21 protein-coding genes are annotated in these 21,620 nt (G+C 67.8%); 6 read left to right on the top strand and 15 right to left on the bottom strand.

From position 1 onward, the window contains the following. The 3 genes from KZC51_RS10850 to smc form a co-directional block, all read right to left on the bottom strand. Complete coding sequence (locus KZC51_RS10850) at positions 1 to 501, bottom strand: DUF2004 domain-containing protein (protein WP_247629990.1); 501 nt, start codon at positions 499 to 501, stop codon at positions 1 to 3. Positions 502 to 544: 43 nt separating this feature from the next. Next, entirely contained in the window at positions 545 to 1,417 is an 873-nt protein-coding gene (gene ftsY, locus KZC51_RS10845) for a signal recognition particle-docking protein FtsY (protein WP_247629989.1), read from the bottom strand. Between the two features lie 98 nt (positions 1,418 to 1,515). Continuing rightward, complete coding sequence (gene smc, locus KZC51_RS10840) at positions 1,516 to 5,061, bottom strand: chromosome segregation protein SMC (protein ID WP_247629988.1); 3,546 nt, start codon at positions 5,059 to 5,061, stop codon at positions 1,516 to 1,518. 519 nt (positions 5,062 to 5,580) lie between these two features. Between smc and KZC51_RS10835 the strand changes: the two genes are divergently transcribed. From KZC51_RS10835 to KZC51_RS10820, 4 genes are all read left to right on the top strand, one after another. Beyond that, a complete protein-coding gene (locus tag KZC51_RS10835) occupies positions 5,581 to 5,859 on the top strand; it encodes a hypothetical protein (RefSeq protein ID WP_247629987.1) in 279 nt (92 codons plus the stop codon). 268 nt (positions 5,860 to 6,127) lie between these two features. After that, positions 6,128 to 7,207: a GNAT family N-acetyltransferase gene (locus KZC51_RS10830; RefSeq protein WP_247629986.1), complete on the top strand. Its 1,080-nt coding sequence runs from the start codon at positions 6,128 to 6,130 to the stop codon at positions 7,205 to 7,207. A 100-nt stretch (positions 7,208 to 7,307) separates the two neighbouring features. Beyond that, positions 7,308 to 8,003 (top strand): ABC transporter ATP-binding protein, encoded by a 696-nt coding sequence (locus tag KZC51_RS10825; RefSeq protein WP_247629985.1) that lies wholly within the window; start codon positions 7,308 to 7,310, stop codon positions 8,001 to 8,003. Then, positions 8,000 to 9,319 carry a permease gene (locus tag KZC51_RS10820; protein WP_247629984.1) on the top strand — a complete coding sequence of 440 codons (1,320 nt, stop codon included), beginning with the start codon at positions 8,000 to 8,002 and terminating at the stop codon, positions 9,317 to 9,319. Before KZC51_RS10825 ends, KZC51_RS10820 begins: the two co-directional genes overlap by 4 nt. Positions 9,320 to 9,381: 62 nt before the next feature. Here the strand turns inward: KZC51_RS10820 and mutM are convergent, their stop codons facing one another. The 6 genes from mutM to KZC51_RS10790 all read right to left on the bottom strand — a co-directional run bounded on the left by mutM (position 9,382) and on the right by KZC51_RS10790 (position 14,514). After that, positions 9,382 to 10,245, bottom strand: a complete 864-nt coding sequence (mutM, locus tag KZC51_RS10815; protein ID WP_247629983.1) for a bifunctional DNA-formamidopyrimidine glycosylase/DNA-(apurinic or apyrimidinic site) lyase — start codon at positions 10,243 to 10,245, stop codon at positions 9,382 to 9,384. Continuing rightward, entirely contained in the window at positions 10,238 to 10,930 is a 693-nt protein-coding gene (gene rnc / locus KZC51_RS10810; RefSeq protein WP_308194297.1) for a ribonuclease III, read from the bottom strand. Before rnc ends, mutM begins: the two co-directional genes overlap by 8 nt. A 17-nt stretch (positions 10,931 to 10,947) precedes the next feature. Then, on the bottom strand, positions 10,948 to 11,157 hold the full coding sequence (gene rpmF, locus KZC51_RS10805; protein ID WP_013586329.1) for a 50S ribosomal protein L32: 210 nt from the start codon (positions 11,155 to 11,157) through the stop codon (positions 10,948 to 10,950). Positions 11,158 to 11,159: 2 nt separating this feature from the next. Beyond that, positions 11,160 to 11,654 (bottom strand): YceD family protein, encoded by a 495-nt coding sequence (locus KZC51_RS10800; protein ID WP_247629981.1) that lies wholly within the window; start codon positions 11,652 to 11,654, stop codon positions 11,160 to 11,162. A 127-nt stretch (positions 11,655 to 11,781) separates the two neighbouring features. Then, the gene (gene coaD / locus KZC51_RS10795) at positions 11,782 to 12,279 is read right to left on the bottom strand and encodes a pantetheine-phosphate adenylyltransferase (protein WP_247629980.1); all 498 of its coding nucleotides are present in this window, start codon (positions 12,277 to 12,279) and stop codon (positions 11,782 to 11,784) included. Between the two features lie 54 nt (positions 12,280 to 12,333). After that, positions 12,334 to 14,514: an ATP-dependent DNA helicase RecG gene (locus KZC51_RS10790; RefSeq protein WP_247629979.1), complete on the bottom strand. Its 2,181-nt coding sequence runs from the start codon at positions 14,512 to 14,514 to the stop codon at positions 12,334 to 12,336. 61 nt (positions 14,515 to 14,575) lie between these two features. On the opposite strand from KZC51_RS10790, the gene rsmD reads away from it, so the two are divergent. Further along, positions 14,576 to 15,172 (top strand): 16S rRNA (guanine(966)-N(2))-methyltransferase RsmD, encoded by a 597-nt coding sequence (rsmD, locus tag KZC51_RS10785; protein WP_247629978.1) that lies wholly within the window; start codon positions 14,576 to 14,578, stop codon positions 15,170 to 15,172. On the opposite strand, the gene thiL is transcribed toward rsmD, so the two are convergent. Further along, complete coding sequence (gene thiL, locus KZC51_RS10780; RefSeq protein WP_247629977.1) at positions 15,173 to 16,168, bottom strand: thiamine-phosphate kinase; 996 nt, start codon at positions 16,166 to 16,168, stop codon at positions 15,173 to 15,175. It abuts the gene before it with no gap. 23 nt (positions 16,169 to 16,191) lie between these two features. Here thiL and KZC51_RS10775 point away from each other — a divergent pair, with 23 nt between their 5' ends. Further along, positions 16,192 to 16,674 (top strand): DUF3515 domain-containing protein, encoded by a 483-nt coding sequence (locus tag KZC51_RS10775; RefSeq protein WP_247629976.1) that lies wholly within the window; start codon positions 16,192 to 16,194, stop codon positions 16,672 to 16,674. A gap of 42 nt (positions 16,675 to 16,716) precedes the next feature. On the opposite strand, the gene KZC51_RS10770 is transcribed toward KZC51_RS10775, so the two are convergent. From KZC51_RS10770 to leuD, 5 genes are all read right to left on the bottom strand, one after another. Further along, positions 16,717 to 17,799: a D-alanine--D-alanine ligase family protein gene (locus KZC51_RS10770; RefSeq protein ID WP_247629975.1), complete on the bottom strand. Its 1,083-nt coding sequence runs from the start codon at positions 17,797 to 17,799 to the stop codon at positions 16,717 to 16,719. Beyond that, entirely contained in the window at positions 17,705 to 18,838 is a 1,134-nt protein-coding gene (locus KZC51_RS10765; RefSeq protein ID WP_247629974.1) for an NAD(P)H-dependent glycerol-3-phosphate dehydrogenase, read from the bottom strand. Before KZC51_RS10765 ends, KZC51_RS10770 begins: the two co-directional genes overlap by 95 nt. Continuing rightward, positions 18,828 to 19,592, bottom strand: a complete 765-nt coding sequence (locus KZC51_RS10760) for a lysophospholipid acyltransferase family protein (protein ID WP_247629973.1) — start codon at positions 19,590 to 19,592, stop codon at positions 18,828 to 18,830. The genes KZC51_RS10765 and KZC51_RS10760 overlap by 11 nt, the downstream gene beginning before the upstream one ends. Then, complete coding sequence (gene murA, locus KZC51_RS10755; protein WP_247629972.1) at positions 19,589 to 20,956, bottom strand: UDP-N-acetylglucosamine 1-carboxyvinyltransferase; 1,368 nt, start codon at positions 20,954 to 20,956, stop codon at positions 19,589 to 19,591. Before murA ends, KZC51_RS10760 begins: the two co-directional genes overlap by 4 nt. A 67-nt stretch (positions 20,957 to 21,023) precedes the next feature. Then, positions 21,024 to 21,620 carry a 3-isopropylmalate dehydratase small subunit gene (gene leuD, locus KZC51_RS10750; protein WP_247629971.1) on the bottom strand — a complete coding sequence of 199 codons (597 nt, stop codon included), beginning with the start codon at positions 21,618 to 21,620 and terminating at the stop codon, positions 21,024 to 21,026.

Below are 21,620 nucleotides of genomic sequence, written 5' to 3'. Positions count from 1 at the left end.
TCAGTCGGCGCTCATCACCGACTGCACGCTCCCGTCCGAACCGAGGTTCACCAGCAGCACGTCATCGGTGGAATCCGGGTCCAGTGCGTACTCGAGCACCGCGAACGGCTCGGAACCGCCGTGTTCGTCGGCGAGGAGCGTCATGCTCATCAGTCGGAGCGAACGGATGATGTCGACTGCCGAGTCGCCCGAGACATCGACCAGCACCTCGACGAGCTCGTCGCCGTAGGTCTCCTGCTGCTGCAGGATGTACTCGGTCACCTCGCTGGTGCGGTCGTCCACCTCGGCGAGCATTCCGCGACGGGCCGTGTCATCCACGCTCTCGAGTCCGGCGATCAGCGATGCTGCGATGTCGAGCGCTTCGGACGAGACATCGTCCTGGTCGGGCGCGGTCAGGTCGACGGTGACGCTCTGGTCGCCAAGCTCCACCGTCTCCGACCAGAAGATCGAGCCGTCGGGACCTGAGGACAGGAGTCCGAAGTAGTCGTGTTCGATCGCCATAACGCTATGAAACCAGCCTCATGCTCGGTGCGGTAGTCCCTCGTCAGCCGACGAGGGATTGGACGAAGACGTGCGGGGTGAAACCAGTCAGATCGTCGATGCCCTCGCCCTGTCCGAGGAGCTTGACGGGGATCCCCGTGCGCTCCTGCACGGCGAGCACGAATCCGCCCTTGGCGGAGCCGTCGAGCTTGGTGAGCACCAGCCCGGTGACACCGGCGTGCTGCAGGAACGCCTCCGCCTGGAGCACGCCGTTCTGACCGGTCGTCGCATCCAGCACCAGCAGCACCTCGCTGATCGGCGCCTGCTTCTCGATCACCCGGCGGATCTTCGTGAGTTCGTCCATCAGGCCGCCCTTGGTGTGCAGGCGACCCGCCGTGTCGATGATCGCGATCTCGATGCCCTCGCGCATCGCGTACTCGACGGTCTGGAACGCGACGGAGGCAGGATCCTGTCCCTGCTGCTGCGGGCGGACGATCGCCGCTCCCCCACGCTGCGCCCAGGTGGCGAGCTGATCGACAGCGGCCGCGCGGAAGGTGTCGGCCGCGCCGACGACGACGCTGCGCTGGTAACCGCGGAGGAACTTGGTGAACTTGCCGATGGTCGTCGTCTTGCCGACACCGTTGACGCCCACGACCAGCACGACAGCCGGCCGCTCCGTGAGCTTCAGCGTCGTGTCGAACTTCGCGAAATGCTCCTCCAGCGTCTCGCGCAGCATCCGCTGCAGATCCTTCGGGTCGGTGGTGCGGAATCGCTCGACCTTCTCCCGGAGCTCCTCAACGATGCGCTCGCTGATGTCAGGGCCGAAGTCAGCGGTGATGAGCGCGGTCTCCAGGTCCTCCCAGGTCGACTCGTCGATCGTGGGCTTGACGAACATGCCGCGCAGTGCGCGGCCGAGGGACCAAGACTTCTCCGCCATGAGTCCAGCCTACGTGTCAGGTAGCATCCGGGCATGCAGCACGACGTCCGCCGACGACTCTTCCTCCATGGGGAATCTCTTCCGGACGGCGACGGTGCTCACCCAGCAGCGGCCGCACGGTCGCCGACACGCTGCCCCACGACCGCAGAGACACCGTCCTGGCGCATCGAGACGCCGTACAACGCGTCAGCGATCTCCATCGTGCGCTTCTGGTGGGTGATGATCAGCAGCTGAGAACTCTCGCGGAGCTGCTCGAAGACGGTGAGCAGTCGGCCGAGGTTCGCGTCGTCGAGCGCAGCCTCCACCTCATCCAGGATGTAGAACGGGCTCGGACGAGCTTTGAAGATCGCCACGAGGAGCGCCACGGCTGCCAGTGACCTCTCCCCGCCGGAGAGCAGCGAGAGTCGCTCGATCTTCTTGCCGACCGGGCGCACCGACACTTCGATGCCGGTGGTCAGCATGTTCTCGGGGTCCGTGAGCGAGATGCTTCCGGTTCCGCCGGGGAACAGCAGCGGGAAGACCTCCCCGAACGCCTCTTTGGTGTCTTCGAAGGCACTCGCGAAGATCGTCTGCATCCGCTCATCGAGGTCGGCGATGATCGTGAGCAGATCCTGGCGCGTCTGGGTGAGATCGGCCAGCTGCTCGGTCAGGAAGGCGTGACGCTGCTCGAGCGCGGCGAACTCCTCGAGCGCGAGCGGGTTCACCCGACCGAGCTGGGTCAGCTTGCGCTCCGCCTCGTTGAGCCGGCGCTGCTGGATCCGACGATCGAACGGGATGGCCGTGTCATCGCTGCTGTCGTCGCCGTCCGCGACCGTGAGCGGATCGCGCGGAACCGGCTGATCCGGTCCATATTCCGCAATCAGAATATCTTCGTCGAGAGCGAGCTCGGACGCCACTCTCTCGAGCAGGCTGTTCAGGTGCAGCTTCTTCTCATGGATCTGCAGCTCGAGACCGTGGACGCTCTCGGTGAGTCCGGCCAGCCGCTCGCGCAACGAGGTCTCTTGTGCACGCAGAACGGTCAGCTCCTGGTTCTGCGCTGACCGCGCAGCCTCCGCTTCCGCCAGAGCGACACGCGCTTCCGTCACCGATCGATCCAGGGAATCGAGAATGCGCGGCAGTTCCTCTGCCACGCCCGATGCAGCCTCGCGCTGGGCACGCCGGATCACGGCGCGTCGTGCGGCCTCGGCTGCGGCTCCGCGCTCCTGCTCCCGCTGCCGCTCGAGTGCGGTCACCCGCGCCTGCGCAGCGCGCACGCGTTCGCGAAGCGTCTCGATCTCCAGCCGAGCCCGCACCTCGCCCTCGCGCGCGGACTCCAGCGACTCCAGGAGACCGTCACGCGCTGAGGCGTCGAGCACCGGACGTGGAGCGGCGATCGCCTCTTCCAGAGCCATCTTCGTCTGCTGCGCCTTCGCCTCGGCGTCGGCGACGGCGGTCTGGGCCTGCGCGAGTCCTGCTTCCAGTCGCTCGCACTCGGCGACGGCGGCCTCGTGCTGCACCGTGATCCGGTTCACCTGCTCCGCATGTGTCGCCAGCGCCGCATCGTGCTCACGGAGCGCGCGCAGCGCGTCCTTGGCGTTGCGCCGCGTCGTCTCGACGCTCTCATTGGCGTCCTCTCGCGCCTCCCGGAGGGAGTCCACGACGACCTGGATCTCGGCGAGCCGCTCGCTCGCCGCGTCTCGCTCGGCGGCGAGTTCCAGCCGCGACCGCTCGCCACCGGTGCCCGTGCGCAACGTCTGCGCGGTGATCACCTCTCCCGTCACCGTCACGATCGTCGTGGTCGTATCACCCGCGACATCGAGAGCCGTCCTGGCTGCCCGCGCTGCAGGGAGGTCGTCCGCGATCAGCACGTGGGCGAGGATCCCGAGCACGCCGTCCGGTGCCGTCACGGCGTCCACGGCGGCCGTCACACCGGCGAGCTTCGGCAGCCGCAGCGCCGGACGAGCCGCGTCCGCGACGACGAAGTCGACCACGCCCCTGTGCGCGTCCGCAGCTTCCGCAGCCAGGGCGAAGGCGTCGGCGGTCGAGTCGACGAGAACGCCCTCTGCCAGGGGGCCGAGCACGGCGGCGACCGCAGCCTCGTAGCCCGCGCGCACCTGCACCGCATCGCCGACGAGTCCGCGCACACCCTGCGCCCCCATCTTCACGATCTCGGCCGCACCGCCGGAGATCGCGAGGGCACTGCTGAGCGCCGCGGCTTTGGCCGTCAGCGCGTCGACTTCACGTTCCGCAGCGTGCAGACGCTCGCGCAGCGTCTCCCGCTCGGCTTCTGCGGCTGTCGCTGCCCGCTGGGCGCTCTCGTAGGCGACCGAATGTTCGGCGGCCGTGCCCTCAGGAGCTTCCGCGTCGTCGATCGCCTCCAGGGCGTCGGCCGCCTCGCGACGGCGCTGATGCGCGGCTTCCAGTGCGTTCTCCTGTCGGAGGACCGCGCCACGCACTGCGGCCAGGGCGGATGCCGCGGCCTCAGCGGTGCCCCGCAGCGTGTTCAGCCGCATGTCGTACTCCGAGACCAGGGCGCTCTGCTCGGCGATGTCGACGTCGAGGGTGTCGAGCTCCGCCCGCGCGTTCATGACCTCGCGGCTCGCCGCCACGGCGGCGTCCTGCGCATCGCCAAGCCCGGCGGAGATCTCCGTGATCTCGTTCTTCGCCTCATCGATCGTGCTCTGAGTCACGGTGACCGCAGTGACCGCCGCGTCGTCCTCCTCGGACCCCAGCAGCGCGAGACGCTGGTTGGCGAGCGTGAAGAGACCACGCATGCGCTCCTGCACCTGCTCGAGGCCGAACGCCACGCTGCGCGCCTGGTCGACGGCCGCCGAGTTCTGATCCTGCTCGAGGCGCGCGATGCTCGCACGCACCCCCTCAGCCTGATCCGTGAGCACGAGGCGTTCGGTGTGACGCTCATGCTCCGTGCGGGTGTGATCGGCAAGCGCGGTGCGCAGCGCGACGACGTCATCCGCGAAGAGGCGGGCCTTCGCGTCACGGACGACCGCCGCGATGGTCTGCGCCTCTCGGGCGATCTCGGCCTGTCGCCCGAGCGGCTTGAGCTGTCGCCGGATCTCACCGGCGAGGTCGCTGAGTCGCGTGAGATTCGACTCCATGGCGTCGAGCTTGCGGAGAGTCTTCTCCTTGCGGCGCCGATGCTTGAGAATCCCGGCCGCCTCCTCGATGAACCCACGACGGTCCTCCGGGGACGCCTGCAACACGGTGTCGAGACGCCCCTGACCGACGATCACGTGCATCTCACGCCCGAGCCCGGAATCGCTGAGCAGCTCCTGCACATCGAGCAGACGGCAAGTGTCTCCGTTGATGGCGTAGTCGCTGGACCCGTTTCGGAACAGCGTGCGGCTGATCGTCACCTCGGCGAACTCGATCGGCAGCGCACCATCACTGTTGTCGATCGTCAGTTGCACCTCTGCGCGTCCGAGCGGGCCGCGCGTCGACGTGCCGGCGAAGATGACGTCTTCCATCTTGCCGCCGCGAAGCGTCTTCGCGCCCTGCTCCCCCATGACCCAGGCCAGCGCGTCGACGACATTCGACTTGCCGGAACCGTTGGGCCCGACGATGCACGTGACCCCCGGTTCGAAGACGAAACTGGTGGGTTGCGCGAACGACTTGAACCCCTTGAGCGTCAGGCTCTTCAGATGCATACGGGCACCGCTCGTCGGGGGAGAATCACGCCCACACGCTACCGGAATTCCGCCGATCCAGCCGCATCCCGCGCGGTAGGAGCGGGATCCGGACGCACGCCGCGACACGCCGGTATGGCACCCGGATGCTTGACGCACCCGCACGCCGTTCGCTACGGTAGGCCACCGGATCGCCACACACGAAGGAGGTTACCGATGATCACTCAGCTGAACGCACAGGCCACAGGCCTCGCCGCGCACGCATTCTCCGCGCCGCGCCTTGCGCACTCGGTAGCCACCGGCATCCGTCCGCGCGCAATGTCCTAGAACCGCACTCGGAGACTCTCGCCCCTTCCCAGGGCGGGTCTCGACGGTTCTTCTGCGCCCGCTCACCTGATCTCTTCGATCATGCGAGCTCCGCCACCGACACTCGCCGGGTGCGTGGCTCTGGATACCCGCCACTCGGCGCGGGCTCCCTCCTCCGACCCGGCATGAGTCCGGATCGATGCATCTCCCCATCTCTTCCTCGAAGGAACCATCGTGAACACCACGCTGTCCCATGACACCACCCACCCGCCGGATACGGCGGACCGACAGGTCCTGCATGTCCCCGCACCCGACGAGCTGCGCCGCCTCTCGTTCGCCGATCGCCTGGCGCTGCGCTTCGGCGTGTGGCTGCTCGAACGCGCCCAGCGACCGCGGCGCCGCCGGCGACGGCGCGTCACCTACATCGACCCGATCGCGCTCGGCGACCTGGCCGTCTCGCACAGAGACTCACTCGCCTTGCACTCCTACGATCCGTTGCGCCAGCTGCGATGACCGGGAGTCACGCCATGAACTGTGTCGTCGTCGCTCGGCATCGGATCCGACCACTCCGCCGCGACCCATCAGAACGACACGCTCGTCCTGAAGGAGCACCGCGGCCACCCCTCAAGTGCGAGGCGCTGCGGCTGTGGCGCGAAGTGATCCCGGATTCCCTCCGCATCGTTACCTGCAACGCCGAGGAGAACCGGCCGATGCTCTCCACCAACGAAGCCACCGGCGTCCGCGCCACCGCACACGAGGGCGCGGGGAAGAAGGAACTGACATGACAACCACCGAACTGAGGATCACTCCGCTCACCGTTCCACAGAGCCTGGACGACACCGACGCCGCGGAGTTCATCGCATTCGGCGAACTCAACCGGCTCATCTGCGACGAGGAGGTGGGTCTTCCCGACCTCGCCGAGTCGTCCTCGCAGATGCTCGCCTCCTGGCAGGACGAATCCGATCGCCTCCACATCGGGTACGTCGCGCGGCGGGGCGGTGAGATCGTCGGCATGGTGTCGCTCGCCTATGCGCAGGAGGAGCACGCGAGGACCGCCGAGTTCGATCTGCTGGTCCCCGCGGCATACGCCGACCAGGGCATCGCGGAAGCGCTGCTGCTCCACGCCGAGGACGATGCGCGTCGCCGCGGGCGCAATGTGCTGCAGACCTGGACGCTCCACCGTCCCGTCACCGATGATGACGCCCTCGTACCGAAGACGGGGTGGGGACGCATCCCGCCCACCGCTCTGTCGGCACTGCTCGGCTCGCATGGGTACGGCTTGGAACAGGTCGAGCGCAACAGTGAACTGGACCTGCGAGCCGACCCTGCTGTACTGGAGCGAGCGCTCGCCGAGGCGATAGCGTTCGCGGGCGCGGACTACCGTTCCCTCACGTGGGAGCTTCCCACGCCGCCCGCGCTGCGCGAGGGGTATGCCGCCGTGCTCGCCCGGCTCGTGACCGACGCGCCCAGCGGAGACATGGATTTCGACGAGGAGAACTGGGATGCGGAACGCGTCGCGCGGCGCGACGCACGGTTGACGAGCGCGGGCGAGCTCGTGGGGGTGTCAGCCGTCGAGCACGTACCGTCGGGCGAGATCGTCGCGTACAACGAGCTGTTGATCGGTCTCGACCGCGCGGGGATGACCCACCAGTTCGGCACGCTGGTGGCCAGGGAACATCGAGGACACCGCCTCGGCACGATCGTGAAGTGCGCGAATCTGCTGCGCTGGCGGGATCTCGTGCCTCATTCGCCACGGGTCTCCACGTTCAATGCCGAGGAGAACCGTCCGATGCTCGACATCAATGAGGCTCTGGGATTCGTGCCCGTCTCCTATGCAGGAGCCTGGCAGAAGAAGATCTGACGGCGTGCGGTGCCGATATCATTCGCGAGGATGACGTCGGCACCGCCCCTTCATCCGCCCGACCGACGATTCGGTGAATCCGGGCGACGAGGCTGGAGGCATGAACGTTCCTGTCATCGAAGCCCATGCTCTCCAGAAGACCTTCGGCGTGACCCGTGCACTCGCTGGCGTCGACCTCGCGATCCATCGTGGCGAGTCCGTCGCGATCATGGGCGCGTCCGGTTCGGGCAAGACGACGCTGCTGCACGTCCTCGCCGGGATCATCACGCCGGACTCCGGGTCGGTCACGTTCCGACCGGCCGAAGGCGCCGCGATCGATGTGACCGCGCTCGGCGAATCCGCCCGCTCCCGCCTGCGGCGCGAGCGCTTCGGTTTCGTCTTTCAGCAGGGGCTGCTGATCCCCGAGCTCACGGCCGTGGAGAACGTCGCACTCGCCTCGATGATCAACGGCGTCGCCCGGAAGGATGCCGTGCCGCACGCCGCCGCATGGCTCGCCGCCCTCGGTCTCGCCGGCATGGAGGACCGACGCATCGGCGAGCTCTCCGGTGGTCAGGCGCAGCGCACGGCCATTGCGCGGGCACAGGCGACCGGCGCAGAGCTCGTCTTCGCCGACGAGCCCACCGGAGCACTGGACTCGCGCACCTCCTCTGAAGTCATGGACGCGCTGCTGTGGTCGACGACCGGCCAAGGGCGAACCCTGGTCGTGGTCACGCACGACGCCGATGTGGCCGCCCGCTGCACGCGGACGATCGCGGTCAGAGACGGCCGCATCATCTCGGCGGCGGTCAACGCATGAACCGCCACGTGCTCGCACTCCTCCTTCGCCCTGCACCCGGGCAGAGCAGTCTCGTCGCGCTGCCCGTCATCGCCTTCGCCGTCGTCACGACGCTCGTGCTCACCGTGATCGGCGGCGCGCAGTCGTTCTGGAGCTGGACCGACGGATACGCCGGCCTGTACCAGGCGCTCGCCGCGATCGCCCTCGTGCTTCTCGTCGTCCCCCTGATGTCGCTCGGTGGTGCCGCCGCCCGCCTCTCGGCCCGGCGGCGCGACGAGCGACTGTCCACGCTGCGCCTGCTGGGGGTCACACCGCGTGGTGTGGGCGTGGCGACGGTGACCGAGTCGATGCTCCTCGCCGGCGCGGGTGCCCTCACCGGCGTACTCGGCTACCTCGCCCTGACCCCGCTGATCGCCCTCATCCCTTTCCGCGGCGAGGCACTCGGGCTCTCGGGAGTGCTGCTCCCGCCGCTCGCCGTCGCCGCTGTCGCCGCGGGGGTGCTCGTCGTCGCCGCGTCGAGCGCTGTGCTCGGGCTACGGCGAGTCGTGATCTCCCCGCTCGGCGTGCGCACGCGCGCCACGGCGACCAGCGCGCATTGGATACGTGCGATCGTCGCGGCCAGCGTGCTGGCGATCTCCTTCGTCCTGATCAAGGTCTTCCCCTCCGTCGGAGACCTGCTCACGACCATTGTCGTGCTGTCCGTGCTGTTCGGCGGCGCCCTGGCCGTCTTGAACCTGGTCGGCCCATGGGTGCTCAAGGTCTCCGCCCAGCGTCAGCTGCGTCGTGCCGACGCTCCGGAGAGACTGCTCGCGGCGCGCATCGTCCTCGACTCTCCGCAGGCGGCCTGGCGTCAGATCGGAGGCATCGCGATGGCCAGCTTCATGGCCGTGTTCGCAGGCACCGGGGTGTCGCTCATGGGGCTCATGAATGCCGAAGGCAGTTCAGCGGATGCCGCCCTCGCCGTCGACATGCGTACGGGGCTGATCATCACCTTGATCGGATCGTTCCTGATGGTCGCCGCGTCCGTGGGGATCAACCAGGCATCCGACGTGCTGGATCAGCGGGAGCTGCACCAGAGTCTGCATCGGCTCGGCATGCCCTGGGAGACGATGGACCGTGCCCGCCGGCGCGCGATCATGTCTCCATTGCTGATCACCGCCCTCGGATCGGCACTGTGTGCGGGGGTCCTGGTGTTTCCGCTCCTGGGCATCGCCCTCATGACGACGCCGGAGTCGCTCCTCACCATCGCCGCCGTGCTCGGTGCCGGAATCGGTGTCGTCTGGGTGACGACGCGTGCGACACGCCCCCTGCTCGCACGATCGTTCGCGACGGTGTGAGGACGAGCTGCGCGGGGTGGGATACGAGCTCATGCGAGACTCGAGACCGTGCCGCACAATGTTCAGCGTCGTCGCTGACACCGCGGACAGTAGTGCGAGCCCCTGTTCATGAAGCTCTCGCGGACGATCGGCGTTCCGCAACGCGGGCACGGCTTACCCTGCCGACCGTAAGCGTTGAGAGAGTGCGCGAAGTACCCGGCCTGGCCGTTGACGTTGACGTACTGCGCGTCGAAGCTCGTGCCGCCCTCGGCGAGGGCCTTCATCAGCACCGCACGGACTTCGGCGAGCAGGCGGCGCACGGCCTGCGTCGCCAGAGCGTTCGCGGGCGTCTCCGGGTGGATGCGCGCCGCCCACAGCGATTCGTCGGCGTAGATGTTGCCGATGCCGCTGACGACGCCTTGGTCCAACAGCACCCTCTTGATCGCGCTGCCGCGGCGGGCGAGAGCCGCGCGGAAACCGGCATCGTCGAAAGCGACGTCGAGCGGGTCCCGCGCGATGTGTCCCACCTGGGTGGGAATCCGCGACGGCCCATCCGCGACGAGAGCATCCACGGCGAGCGATCCGAACGTGCGCTGGTCGGAGAACACCACAGCCAGCTCGCCGTGCACGGGATGCTCGAGATGGATGCGGACGCGCTCGTGTCGCTCAGCCACCGCGTCGGGCATGCGGAGCAGCATCTGTCCACTCATCCCGAGATGCGCGATCAGTGCGGTCTCCTCGGTATCGAGGGGCAGCCACAGGAATTTCCCCCGACGGGCGGCATCCGTGAACGTCCGTCCTTCGAGACGCGCGACGAAGTCAGCGGCACCGGCCGGATGACGGGTGAGCGCGCGTTCGTCGAACACGCTCACCGCCGTGATCAGCGATCCGATCGCCGCGGGAGCGAGGCCCGCACGGACCACTTCGACTTCGGGAAGTTCAGGCACGCTCGTTGAGGAGGCGCCATGCGCTCAGCGCGGCAGCCATCTCGGCGGTCTTCTTGCTGCTGCCCTTGCCGGTCATGCTGACGTCGCCCACGATGACTGTCGCGGTGAAACGACGATCGTGGTCCGGCCCGGTCGCCTCGATCGAGTACTTGGGTGGTGTGGCGCCGGTGCGGGCCGCGAGCTCCTGGAGACTGGTCTTCGGGTCCATCGCCGCGCCGTAGCGCTCCGGGTCTGCGAGCAGCGGCTGAGTCAGACGCAGCACCAACTCGGTGGCGGCATCGGGACCGGCCGACAGATACGTCGCTCCGATCACGGCCTCCATGGTGTCGGCGAGAATCGAATCCTTGTCGCGTCCACCGGTCTGCTCCTCACCACGCCCGAGCAGCAGGTGGCTGCCCAGGTCGATGCCGCGAGCAACCTCCGCCAGGGCGACCGTGGAGACCACGCTTGCTCGCCGCTTGGCGAGCTCGCCTTCGTCGAGCTCCGGATGCGTGGTGAACAGCATCACGGTGACGGCCTGCCCCAACACGGAATCGCCCAGGAACTCCAGGCGCTCGTTGTGTGGGATGCCGCCATGCTCGTACGCATAGGAACGGTGAGTGAGGGCCAACCCCAGAAGCTCCGCGTCGATGTCGACGCGGAGCTTAGCTGGGAGAGGCCTCGTCCCCCCGGGGACCCCCGTCACGATCTGAGTTTCGAGACTCAGACGTCAGCGACCTTGCGGCCCTTGTACTCGAGGAAGAGTTCAGTGCCCTGCGAGTCCGTGACGACCTTGGCCTGGTGGGGACGGCTGTAGACGACCTTGCCGTTCTCGATGGTCTTGACGAGGGCAGGAGCCTCCGCCTTCCACTGCGCGCGGCGCGAGCGGGTGTTCGAACGGGAAACCTTGCGCTTCGGGGGGTTACCAGCCATGACTAGCTCTCTTCTTTCTCGGCGGCACGACTTGATGCCATGCCGTCTTGGTCTGTGATCTGCTGGAGCGCACTCCATCGAGGATCGATGGGAGCGGCCTGCTCCGTCCCGGTGCTCACGGCCAGTCGTTCGCCCGTTTTCGAGTCGAGACCCGGGCAATCCGGCTGACACACCGGCTGAAATGGAAGTGCCAGTACGGCCGCTTCCCTGACGAGAGTTTCAAGATCCACGTGGTCGTCTTGAACCTCGAAGTCAGTTTCTTCCTCACCAGGATACGCGAAAAGCTCCTGGAACTCGACTTCGACGGGCCGGACGATGTCGATCAGGCATCTTCCGCACACTCCCACGTACTCGCCTTCCGCTGAGCCCGTGACGAGAATGCCCTCATGGACCGACTCCAGACGCACATCCAGGTCGAGTTCGGAACCGGCTTCGAATGAGACGATGCCCTCACCCCACTGTTCCTTCAGAGTGATCGTGAACTCATGCTCACGCATCTCTCCAGGACGTCGGACGATGTCTCGGGCGGGGAGGACGAAGGGGCCGTTCAGTCGAGATCGCACTCGACCATGCTACCGGCTCGCTCTGGACGGGGGCCGGGGACCGCGGTACGGCGCCGCGTGGTCAGATGCCGCGTGCCCCGGTGTCGAGGAACGAGGCGACGGCGGGCGGCACGAACGGCGACACATCGCCACCGAGGGAGGCGACCTGCCGCACGAGGGAGCTCGACACGAGTGCATGCGCGGGATCCGGCAGCAGGAAGACGGTCTCGATGTCGGCGAGATGGCGGTTCACGATCGCCATCGGCGACTCGTAGGCGACGTCGATCTGCGAACGGATGCCCTTGACCAGGACGCCGGCGTTGACGTCACGTGCGTAGTCGACCAGCAGCCCCATGCTCCAAGAGCCGATCACGATGTTGCCGGGCATCCCGTCCTCGGCGATCGACTGCTCGAGCAGCGCGAGCCGCTGGGCGATCGGGAGCATCGCCTCCTTGCCGGGGTTGTGCACCACCAGCACGTGGAGTTCATCGAAGAGGACCGCGGCCCGACGGATCACGTCGAGGTGACCCAGGGTCGGCGGATCGAAGGAACCCGGGACGACGGCGATCCGGCTGCTCATGCGATCCAGCCTAGGGCACGTGCGATCACGACGAGTCGACGCGGTAATACAGCGTCAGTTCTTCGCCAGTGCCGCACGGTCCGCATCGCTCACGCGTCGACTGATCGCCTCGCGCAGACCGGGGTGGTCATCCAGCGCCGGATCGTGCGCGAGGATCTCCTCGCCGATCTCCCGCGCCCGCGTGATGAGGGCGGCATCCTTCACGACGCGCAGCAGTTTGAGCGAGGAGCGGACACCCGCCTGCGCCGCGCCGAGCACATCGCCTTCTCCGCGCAGCTCCAGATCGACCTCGGCCAGGGCGAAGCCGTCGAGAGTCGCCGCGACAGCCTCCACGCGGTCGCGCGCGAGCGTGTCGGACTCCGCTTCGGTGACGAGCAGGCACAGCCCTGGAACGCCGCCTCGACCGACGCGGCCACGCAGCTGATGCAGCTGGGACACTCCGAATCGGTCGGCATCGAGCACGATCATCGTGGAGGCGTTCGGCACGTCGACACCGACCTCGATCACCGTCGTGGCGAGAAGCAGGTCGATCTCACCGCGCGCGAAGGCCTGCATCACGGCATCCTTCTCGTCGGACGGCATGCGGCCGTGCAGCACGGCCCGTCGCAGCCCGCCCAGTGTCGGGTGCGTGGCGAGGACCTCATCGAGCTGAACGACGCCCCAGCGCGGACCGTTCCCGCCCTCGGGTGCGAGCGTCGGAGCGGCGGGTTCGGCGGCTTCGGCCGTCTTCTTCGCGGTGTCGATCGCCGCGCACACCGCGAAGACCTGGCGCCCCTGGGCGATCTCCTCGGCCGCACGCTCCCAGACCCGGTTGAACCACCCGGGGTGCTCCGCGAGCGGCGCGACGAACGACTGGATGCCGGCGCGACCGGCGGGCATCGTGCGGATGACCGAGGTGTCGAGATCGCCGAAGACGGTCATCGCGACGGTGCGCGGGATCGGGGTGGCCGTGAGGACCAGAGCATGCGGACTCGATCCCTTGGCGCGGAGGGCTTCGCGCTGCTCCACACCGAAGCGGTGCTGCTCATCGACGACCACGAGTCCCAGGTCGGCGAAAGTGGTCTTCTCCCCCAGCAGCGCATGGGTTCCGACGACGATGAGCGCCTGCCCGGATGCGACGCGCAGCGCCGCCTTGCGACGTTCAGCCGCCGGCATCTGGCCCGTGAGCAGCGTCGGCATCACCAGCGGGGCGAGCTGCGGCCCGAGCATCTTGGCGATCGACCGCAGGTGTTGTCCTGCCAGCACCTCGGTCGGGGCGATGAGCGCGGCCTGTCCCCCGCTCTCCGCCACCTGGAGCATCGCTCGCAGCGCCACGAGCGTCTTTCCCGAGCCGACCTCCCCCTGCACCAGCCGGTTCATCGGCCACGCCCCGACGAGGTCGGCGGCGATCTGCGCGCCGACCGTCTGTTGGTCCGGCGTGAGCGTGTAGGGCAGGGCGGCGTCGAAGCGTTCGAGGAGTCCGCCCGGTGACGCGGTGCGCGGCGTCGCCTGCAGTGCGCGCACGGCGTCACGCTGCTGCAGGAGTGCCGTCTGCAGGGTGAGCGCCTCATGCATACGCAGTGTGCGCACCGCGGGGTCTATGTCGTTGCGCGTGCGCGGCCGATGGATACGCTCCAGCGCCTCCCGTGCGGTCAGCAGCTCCTCCTGCACGCGCACATCGTCGGTCAGCGGGTCGGGAACCGCGTCGAGATCGTCGAGCACCCGGCCGATGAGTCGGGCGATCTGCCAGGTCTGCAGGGTCGACGTCGCGGGGTAGATCGGGATGGGGACGGCCGCTCTGGCATCCGCCGTGCGGCGAGCGGTGTCCTCGTCGTCGAACAGCTCGTACTCCGGGTGCGCGAACTGGGTGACGTTGTTGAACATCCCGACCTTGCCGGAGAAGATCCCCCGGCGCCCCACCGCGAGGTCCTTCGACCTCCACTCGGCCGCGCCGATGTTCTTGGCGAAGAATGTGAGCGACATGCGACCGATGCCGTCGCCGATCACGACGTCGACCATCGCACCAGGGCGATTGCGCATACGCCGGAAGCTCGATGAGAGCACCTCGGCCACGATCGTGACCGTCTCGCCGATCGGCAGGTCGCGAATCGGGGTGAGCTCGCCCGGATCGGCGTACCGTCGTGGGTAGTGCGAGAGCAGATCTCCGACGGTCTTCATGCCGAACGCCCGATCCAGGGTCTTCGCCGGTGCCGCGCCGAGCGCGTCATCCAGCGACGAATCGAGCGTGAGCGACATGCTCCGAGTCTAGAGAACCTCACCGACACCCCGAGCGCGGCAGCTGTCGTATCGTGAACAGGTGACGAGGATCATCGCAGGCCGCGCCGGCGGCGCCAGACTCGACGTGCCCAACGCCGGCACGCGCCCGACCAGCGACCGCGTGCGGGAATCTCTGTTCGGCTCGCTGGAATCGGCGGATGCGATCGATGGCGCCAGGGTACTCGACCTGTACGCCGGCTCAGGTGCCCTCGGCTTGGAGTCGCTCAGCCGCGGAGCGCGGAGCGTCGAGCTCGTGGAGCAGAACCGCGCCGCGGCCGCTGTCATCCGTCGCAATGCCGCGACAGTGGCGCGTGCGGGCGATCTTCCCCCCGCCCGCGTGCATGAGAGCGCCGTCCGGCCTCATCTGCTTCGAGCGACCGGCCTGTTCGATCTGGTCTTCACCGACCCGCCCTACGATCTGAGCGATGACGCGATGAACGAGGACCTGAAGGCACTTGCTCCCCTCCTGTCGGCGCATGCTGTCGTCGTCATCGAGCGGGGCAAGCGTTCGTCAGCGCCGGAACTCGCCGCTGCCGGTCTCGAGCTCGTCCGTGAGAAGAACTACGGCGATACGACGCTCTGGTGGGCGAGCCCGTCATCGGCCTCTGCTGCGGCCGAAGACGATCCCCACAGCTGATCAGCCAGAGATCGAGTCCCAGTCGCGATAGGGGTCCCAGCCTCGGATCTCGATCGGCTCCTCGTCGCACAGGAGAGCGTCGACTTCTCGCTCGCGCACCTCGCCGATGATCCGGAACCCCGGTGGGAGCACACCGTCCGGGAAGGTCGCGAGCAACGCGTGGTCCTCGCCGCCCCTGAGTGCACGGTTGGGCTCATCTCCGAGCGCTGCACGACGCAGGGCGATCGTGACATCCGAAGCGGCGGCCAGGCGCCCGGCGTCCAGCGCCAGACCGTCGGACACGTCCATCATCGACGTCGCCCCGGCGATCGCCGCGATGCGTCCCAGACCGATCGGAGGAACGGGTCGCAACTGCGCGGAGAGCGCGCCGCTCTCCCCCGGTGCGAGCCGCGCGGGGTCGACGGGGACAGGGGATCCACCGTCGCGGAAGCTGTCGAAGAGGATCGCCAGACCGTGCGCCGCGAGACCGAGCTCCCCGGCCACTGCGACCGCATCGCCGGGCCGTGCACCGGAGCGCGTCACGGCCTGTCGCCCTTCCAGATCGCCCAGTGCCGTCACCGCGACGGTGAGGACATCAGAGGTCGCCAGATCACCACCGACGACGGCACACCCGGGAGCGAGCGCCGCGCAGGCATCACGGAGGCCGTCTGCGAGTCGCTCGACGAACGACAGTCGAAGATCTCGAGGAATCGCCAGCGCGACGAGCAGCGCGGTCGGCTGCGCCCCCATCGCGGCGATGTCGGCCAGGTTGACCGCCGCCGCCTTCCATCCCAGGTCGTAGCCGCTGGTCCATGCGAGCCGAAAGTCAGGGCCATGGACGAGCGTGTCGGTCGTGGCCACAACGCTGCCCGAGGGCGCAGCGATCACTGCGGCGTCGTCGCCCGGTCCGAGGATGGTGTGCGTCGCGGGTGCGGTGCGCGAGAGGATCGCGCGCAGTAGGCGTCCTTCGGAGAGGTCACCCAGGCGCGGGTCGTCAGCATCGGGTCGGGAGGGCATGCTGTCAAAGGTAGCCTGGAAGCATGCCCCGTATCCGACGCCTCGTTGCCGCCGGGAGTGCGGTGATCGTGGCAGCCTTCCTCGCAGGATGCTCGACCACCGTGCACCTCGAACCCGCCGACGATGCGAACAACCCGGCATGCGCCGCCGTGTCCGTTCTGCTCCCGGACAGCCTCGCCGGTCTCGACCGGGTCTGGACCGATGCCCAGGCCACCGGAGCCTGGGGAGACCCCACGATCGTGCTGCGGTGCGGCGTCGAACCGCCCGCTCCCTCGACTCTCAACTGCACGACACTGGGTGGTGTGGACTGGCTGGTGCTCGATCAGGAGGAGAACCGCCAGCGACTTGTCACCTACGGGCGCGATCCGGCTATCGAGGTCACCATCCGCCGGGGTCAGGAGATCGACTTCGCGACCGTCGTCGACAAACTCTCCTCGTATATCCAGTCGGGGCTCGCACCTGCCACGGCCCACTGCACCGAGCGAGTCGAGACGCCCGCCAGCTGACCCGCGAGCCGGTGAGTCGAAGCCTTGGCCGCGCGCCCTGCGTCAGCGACGCAGGCCGGCCTCGATCAGTTCCGAGATCAGATCGCCGTAGCTCAACCCCGATGCGACCCAGCATTTGGGGAACATCGAGATCGGCGTGAAGCCCGGCATGGTGTTGAGCTCGTTGACGACCAGCTCGCCCGCCGTGGTGAGGAACATGTCGACACGGGCGAGTCCCCGCCCGTCGACGGCTTCGAACGCGCGGATACCGGCGGCCTGGATCGCCGCCACCTCGGTGTCGGCGAGTTCTGCAGGGCACACGACATCGACGCCGTCGCCACCGAGGTACTTGCCCTCGAAGTCGTAGAAGCCGCGCGAGGTCAGCACGATCTCGCCCGGAAGCGAGGCACGAACGCCCTCAGCACCTTCCAGGACGGCGACCTCGATCTCACGGCCGGTGACACCGGTCTCGATGAGCACCTTGTCATCCTCAGCGAAAGCCAGGGTGAGTGCGGCGTCGAGCTCTTCCGGAACGGTGACCTTCGACACGCCGACGCTGGATCCTGCGCGCGCCGGCTTGACGAAGAGCGGAAGGCCCAGCGCGGCGGCATCCTCACGGATCGAGGCGGCGTCCGCTGCCCAGTCCCTGCGACGCACGGTCACCCACGGAGCGACCGCGATACCCGCCGCCTGGAGCGCGATCTTCATGAAGTGCTTGTCCATGCACAGCGCCGAATCGAGAACGCCACCGCCGGCGTAGGGAACCTCGAGTGTGTCGAAGTAGCCCTGGATCGTGCCGTCCTCACCGTGTGTGCCATGCAGGATCGGCAGCACGATGTCGATCTCGCCGAGTCCTTCGACGGTGCCATCGGCGTGCACCACGCGCAGCGTGCGGTCGCCTCCGGGTTCGGGCCAACGCATACGGCTGCCGTTGTCGACCACCTCCGGCAGGTGCTCGGCGTCCAGTGGGAACTTGGCGGGGTCGTCGTCTTCGAGGACGAAGGCTCCTTCCCTGGTGATCCCGACGGGGATCACGTCGTAGCGATCGCGATCAATCGCGCCCAGCACGCCTCCCGCCGTGGCGGAACTGATCGAATGCTCGCTGGAGCGTCCTCCGAAGAGCACCACCACCGTCTGCTTGTCCATGGTTGGTCCTCTCACCCTGGGGGGTGTCGTCGTCTGTCGTCAGGTGGGGCGCGATGTCCCGGGGATCCATCTTCCCGTCCAGCACCATCTTCACCTGCTCGACGATGGGCATGTCCACCTCGGACTCGCGCGCGAGTTGCAGGATCGGCGCCACGGACGCGAGTCCCTCGGCGGTCTGCTGCATCTGCTTCACGACATCCTGGAAGCTGTATCCCTGGCCGAGCAGTCGCCCGGCCGTGTTGTTGCGGCTGAGCGGCGACTGGCATGTCGCGATGAGGTCGCCCAGTCCCGCGAGACCCTGAAGGGTCTCGGGGTGCGCACCGTTCGCGACCGCGAAGTCGGTCATCTCCACGAGTCCGCGCGTGATGATGGACGCCTTGGTGTTCTCGCCGTACCCGACGCCGTCGACGATGCCGATCGCCACCGCGATCAGGTTCTTCAACACCCCACCGAACTCGGTGCCGATCACATCGGTGTTCACGAAGGTGCGGAAGTAGCTGTTCCGTGCCGCGCGTGCGACGATCTCCGCCGTCTCCTGGCTTCGCGAGGAGATGACGGCGGCCGTGGGTTGTTCGCGGGCGATCTCCAGCGCGAGGTTGGGCCCGGAGGCCACCGCGATCCGGTCGGGGTCGCAGCGCAGCTCCTGTTGGATGACCTGGCTCATGCGCAGCCCGGTGCCGCGCTCGACACCCTTCATCAGGCTGACGATCTTCGCATCGCTCTCGGAGAGCAACGGCCGCAGCGCCTTGAGATTCTCGCGCAGCGACTGGCTCGGCACCGACAGGTACACCTGTTCGGCGCCCTGCATCGCCGTGGCCAGCTCATGAGTCGCCGTCATCGTGCGAGGAAGGTTGATGCCCGGAAGGTAGCGCGAGTTGCGCTTGGCCTCGTTGATCTCCTGCGCGAGCTCGGCACGGCGCGCCCACATGGTCACCTGGGCGCCGCCATCGGCGAGGATCTTGCCGAATGTGGTCCCCCAGCTGCCCGCACCGATCACGGTCGCGCGGGGACCTGTGAGCACGTTTCTCTTAGGAGTCAAGGCGGCCCGTCTCCTTCTGACCGTGGGTCGCAGGGTTCCAGCGCTCAGCGGGCGCCTTCTCGTCGCGCAGCTCTTCGAGCAGTGCGGTGATCGCGTTCATGAGCCGGTTCGTCGCCTCGTTGAGCGCAGTCTGCTCGCCGGCCCGTCCGCGTAGATCGGACACATCGACAGGATCCCCGATGATGACCTGCACCGGCTTGCGCAGTGGCCAGAGGCTGAAACCCTTCTGGTACCGACCCATGATCTCCTGCGTGCCCCACTGGGCCATCGGGATCAGCGGGATGCCGTCGGCGAGAGCGAGCCGCACCGCACCGGACTTGCCCCGCATCGGCCACAGCTCAGGGTCGCGCGTGAGCGTGCCCTCGGGGTACACGATCACCCCGCGGCCGTGCTCGACCAGCTCGGCGGACTGCTTCATGGTCTGCTTCGCAGACGATGCTGATGAGGTGCGCGCGACCGGGATCATTCCCGTGCGCCGCAGCACCCAGCCCAGGACGGGAACTTTGAACAGGCTCTCCTTGGCCATGAAGCGTGGCGCGCGCCCGATCCGCCACACGGCCAGGGCGACGATCAGCGGATCGAACTCGGAGTAGTGATTCGGCGCCAGCACGAACGCGCCGGTGCGCGGGAGCTTCTCCGCACCGGTGATGCGCACCTTCGCGATCAAGGAGACCAACGGCACGACGATCGCCGCGACCGGCCAGAACAGGCTCGGCCGCGACTTCTCCCCCGAACCGGAAGACACCGACGTCACCGGATGACGTCGAAGTCAGCGCCGACGGCGTCGAGCTTGGCGAGGAACTTCTCGTAGCCGCGGCTGAGGATGTCGACGCCCGACACCTGCGACTCGCCGGATGCGGTGAGAGCGGCGATCACGTGGCTGTACCCCCCACGGAGGTCGGGCACCACGATGTCGGCGCCGTGCAGCGGCGTCGGACCGGTGATCACGGCCGCCTGCTCGAGGTCACGACGCGGAACACGCCGCGGACCGGCCTGCAGGCCACGCGGGTGCACGACGATGTCGGCGCCCATCTTGACGAGTGCTTCGGTGAATCCCATCCGGTTCTCGTACACGGTCTCGTGCACGACCGAGCGCCCGTTCGCCTGCGTGAGCGCGACGACGAGAGGCTGCTGCCAGTCGGTCATGAAGCCGGGGTGCACGTCGGTCTCCACGACGACCGGCTTGAGCTCATCGCCACGACGGAAGAGGATGCCGTCCTCACGGATGTCGAACCAGCCGCCCGCCTTGCGGAAGACGTTGAGGAACGTGAGCATCTCCTGCTGCTTGGCGCCACCGACGAAGATCTCACCATCGGTCGCGAGCGCGGCAGAGGCCCACGATGCGGCCTCGTTGCGGTCGAAGATCGAACGGTGGTCGTAGCCACGGAGCTTCTCGACGCCCTCGATGACGATGACCCGGTTGGGCTCGTACGAGATGATGGCGCCCATCTTCTGCAGCACCGCGATGAGATCCATGATCTCCGGCTCGATCGCTGCGTTGCGCAGCTCGGTGACACCCTCGGCACGCACCGCGGTCAGCAGCACCTGCTCGGTCGCGCCGACGCTCGGGTACGGAAGGTGGATGTTCGCGCCATGCAGACGGGTGCCGCCGGTGGAGAGACGGATACCGCTGGGGAGCTTCTCGACGATCGCACCGAACTTGCGCAGCGCGTCCAGGTGGAAGTCGATCGGGCGGTCGCCGATACGGCATCCGCCGAGGTCGGGGATGAATGCCTGGCCGAGGCGGTGCAGCAGCGGACCGCAGAAGAGGATCGGGATGCGGGATGCTCCCGCGTGCGCGTCGATCTCCTCGAAGTGCGCCGACTCGACGTCGCTGGGGTCGAACACCAGCGCGCCGGGCTCGTCACCGTCGGAGACGCGGACGCCATGCACCTCGAGCAGCGATCGCACCACCGCGACGTCGCTGATCGCAGGAACGTCGCGCAGCACGCTGATCGAATCGCCCAGGAGGGAGGCCACCATCGCCTTGGTGGCGAGGTTCTTCGCCCCCTTGACGTCGACGCGGCCGCGCAGCGGTCGTCCTCCTCGAATTGCGAGGACGTCTCCGGTGAGAGCGGGGACTCCGTCCGGAAGAGCATCGCGCACGGGTGTCGTCATTCGGAGCCTCACTTCATTCGCGGAAAATCAGGGGCGGGTCGCCCCCAGGCCACCCGCCCCTTCCGTATCACTGCACGGGGAGGGTCCGGGGCCGCCACGACTCGCGACGGGCCTCGAACTGCGCGATCTTGTCTTCGTTGCGCAGCGTGAGCCCGATGTCATCGAGCCCTTCGAGGAGCCGCCATCTAGTGTAATCGTCGATCCCGATGTCAGCCTGGATGTCGCCGATCGACGCGGTGCGCGCCTCGAGGTCCACGGTGATGTTCGCCCCGGGAACACGGTCGATCTCGGCCCAGATCCGCTCGAGATCCTCTTCCGAGATCGTTGCGGCGAGCAGGCCCTGCTTGCCCGAGTTCCCGCGGAAGATGTCGGCGAAGCGCGGGCTGAGCACCACCTTGAACCCGAAGTCGCGCAGCGCCCACACCGCGTGCTCGCGGCTCGAGCCGGTGCCGAAATCAGGTCCGGCGACGAGCACGGATGCGCCCTGGAAGACGGGCTGGTTCAGCACGAAATCCTCATCCTGACGCCAGGCGTAGAACAGCGCATCCTCGAACCCTGTCTTCGTCACGCGCTTGAGGAACACCGCGGGGATGATCTGGTCCGTGTCGACGTTGGAGCGCTTCAGCGGCGCCGCGATCCCGGTGTGGGTCGTGAACTTCTCCAT

It is taken from the genome of Microbacterium croceum, from assembly GCF_023091245.1.
In the GTDB taxonomy this organism is placed as follows: domain Bacteria; phylum Actinomycetota; class Actinomycetes; order Actinomycetales; family Microbacteriaceae; genus Microbacterium; species Microbacterium croceum.
This window is presented reverse-complemented; position numbering and strand designations above follow the sequence as displayed.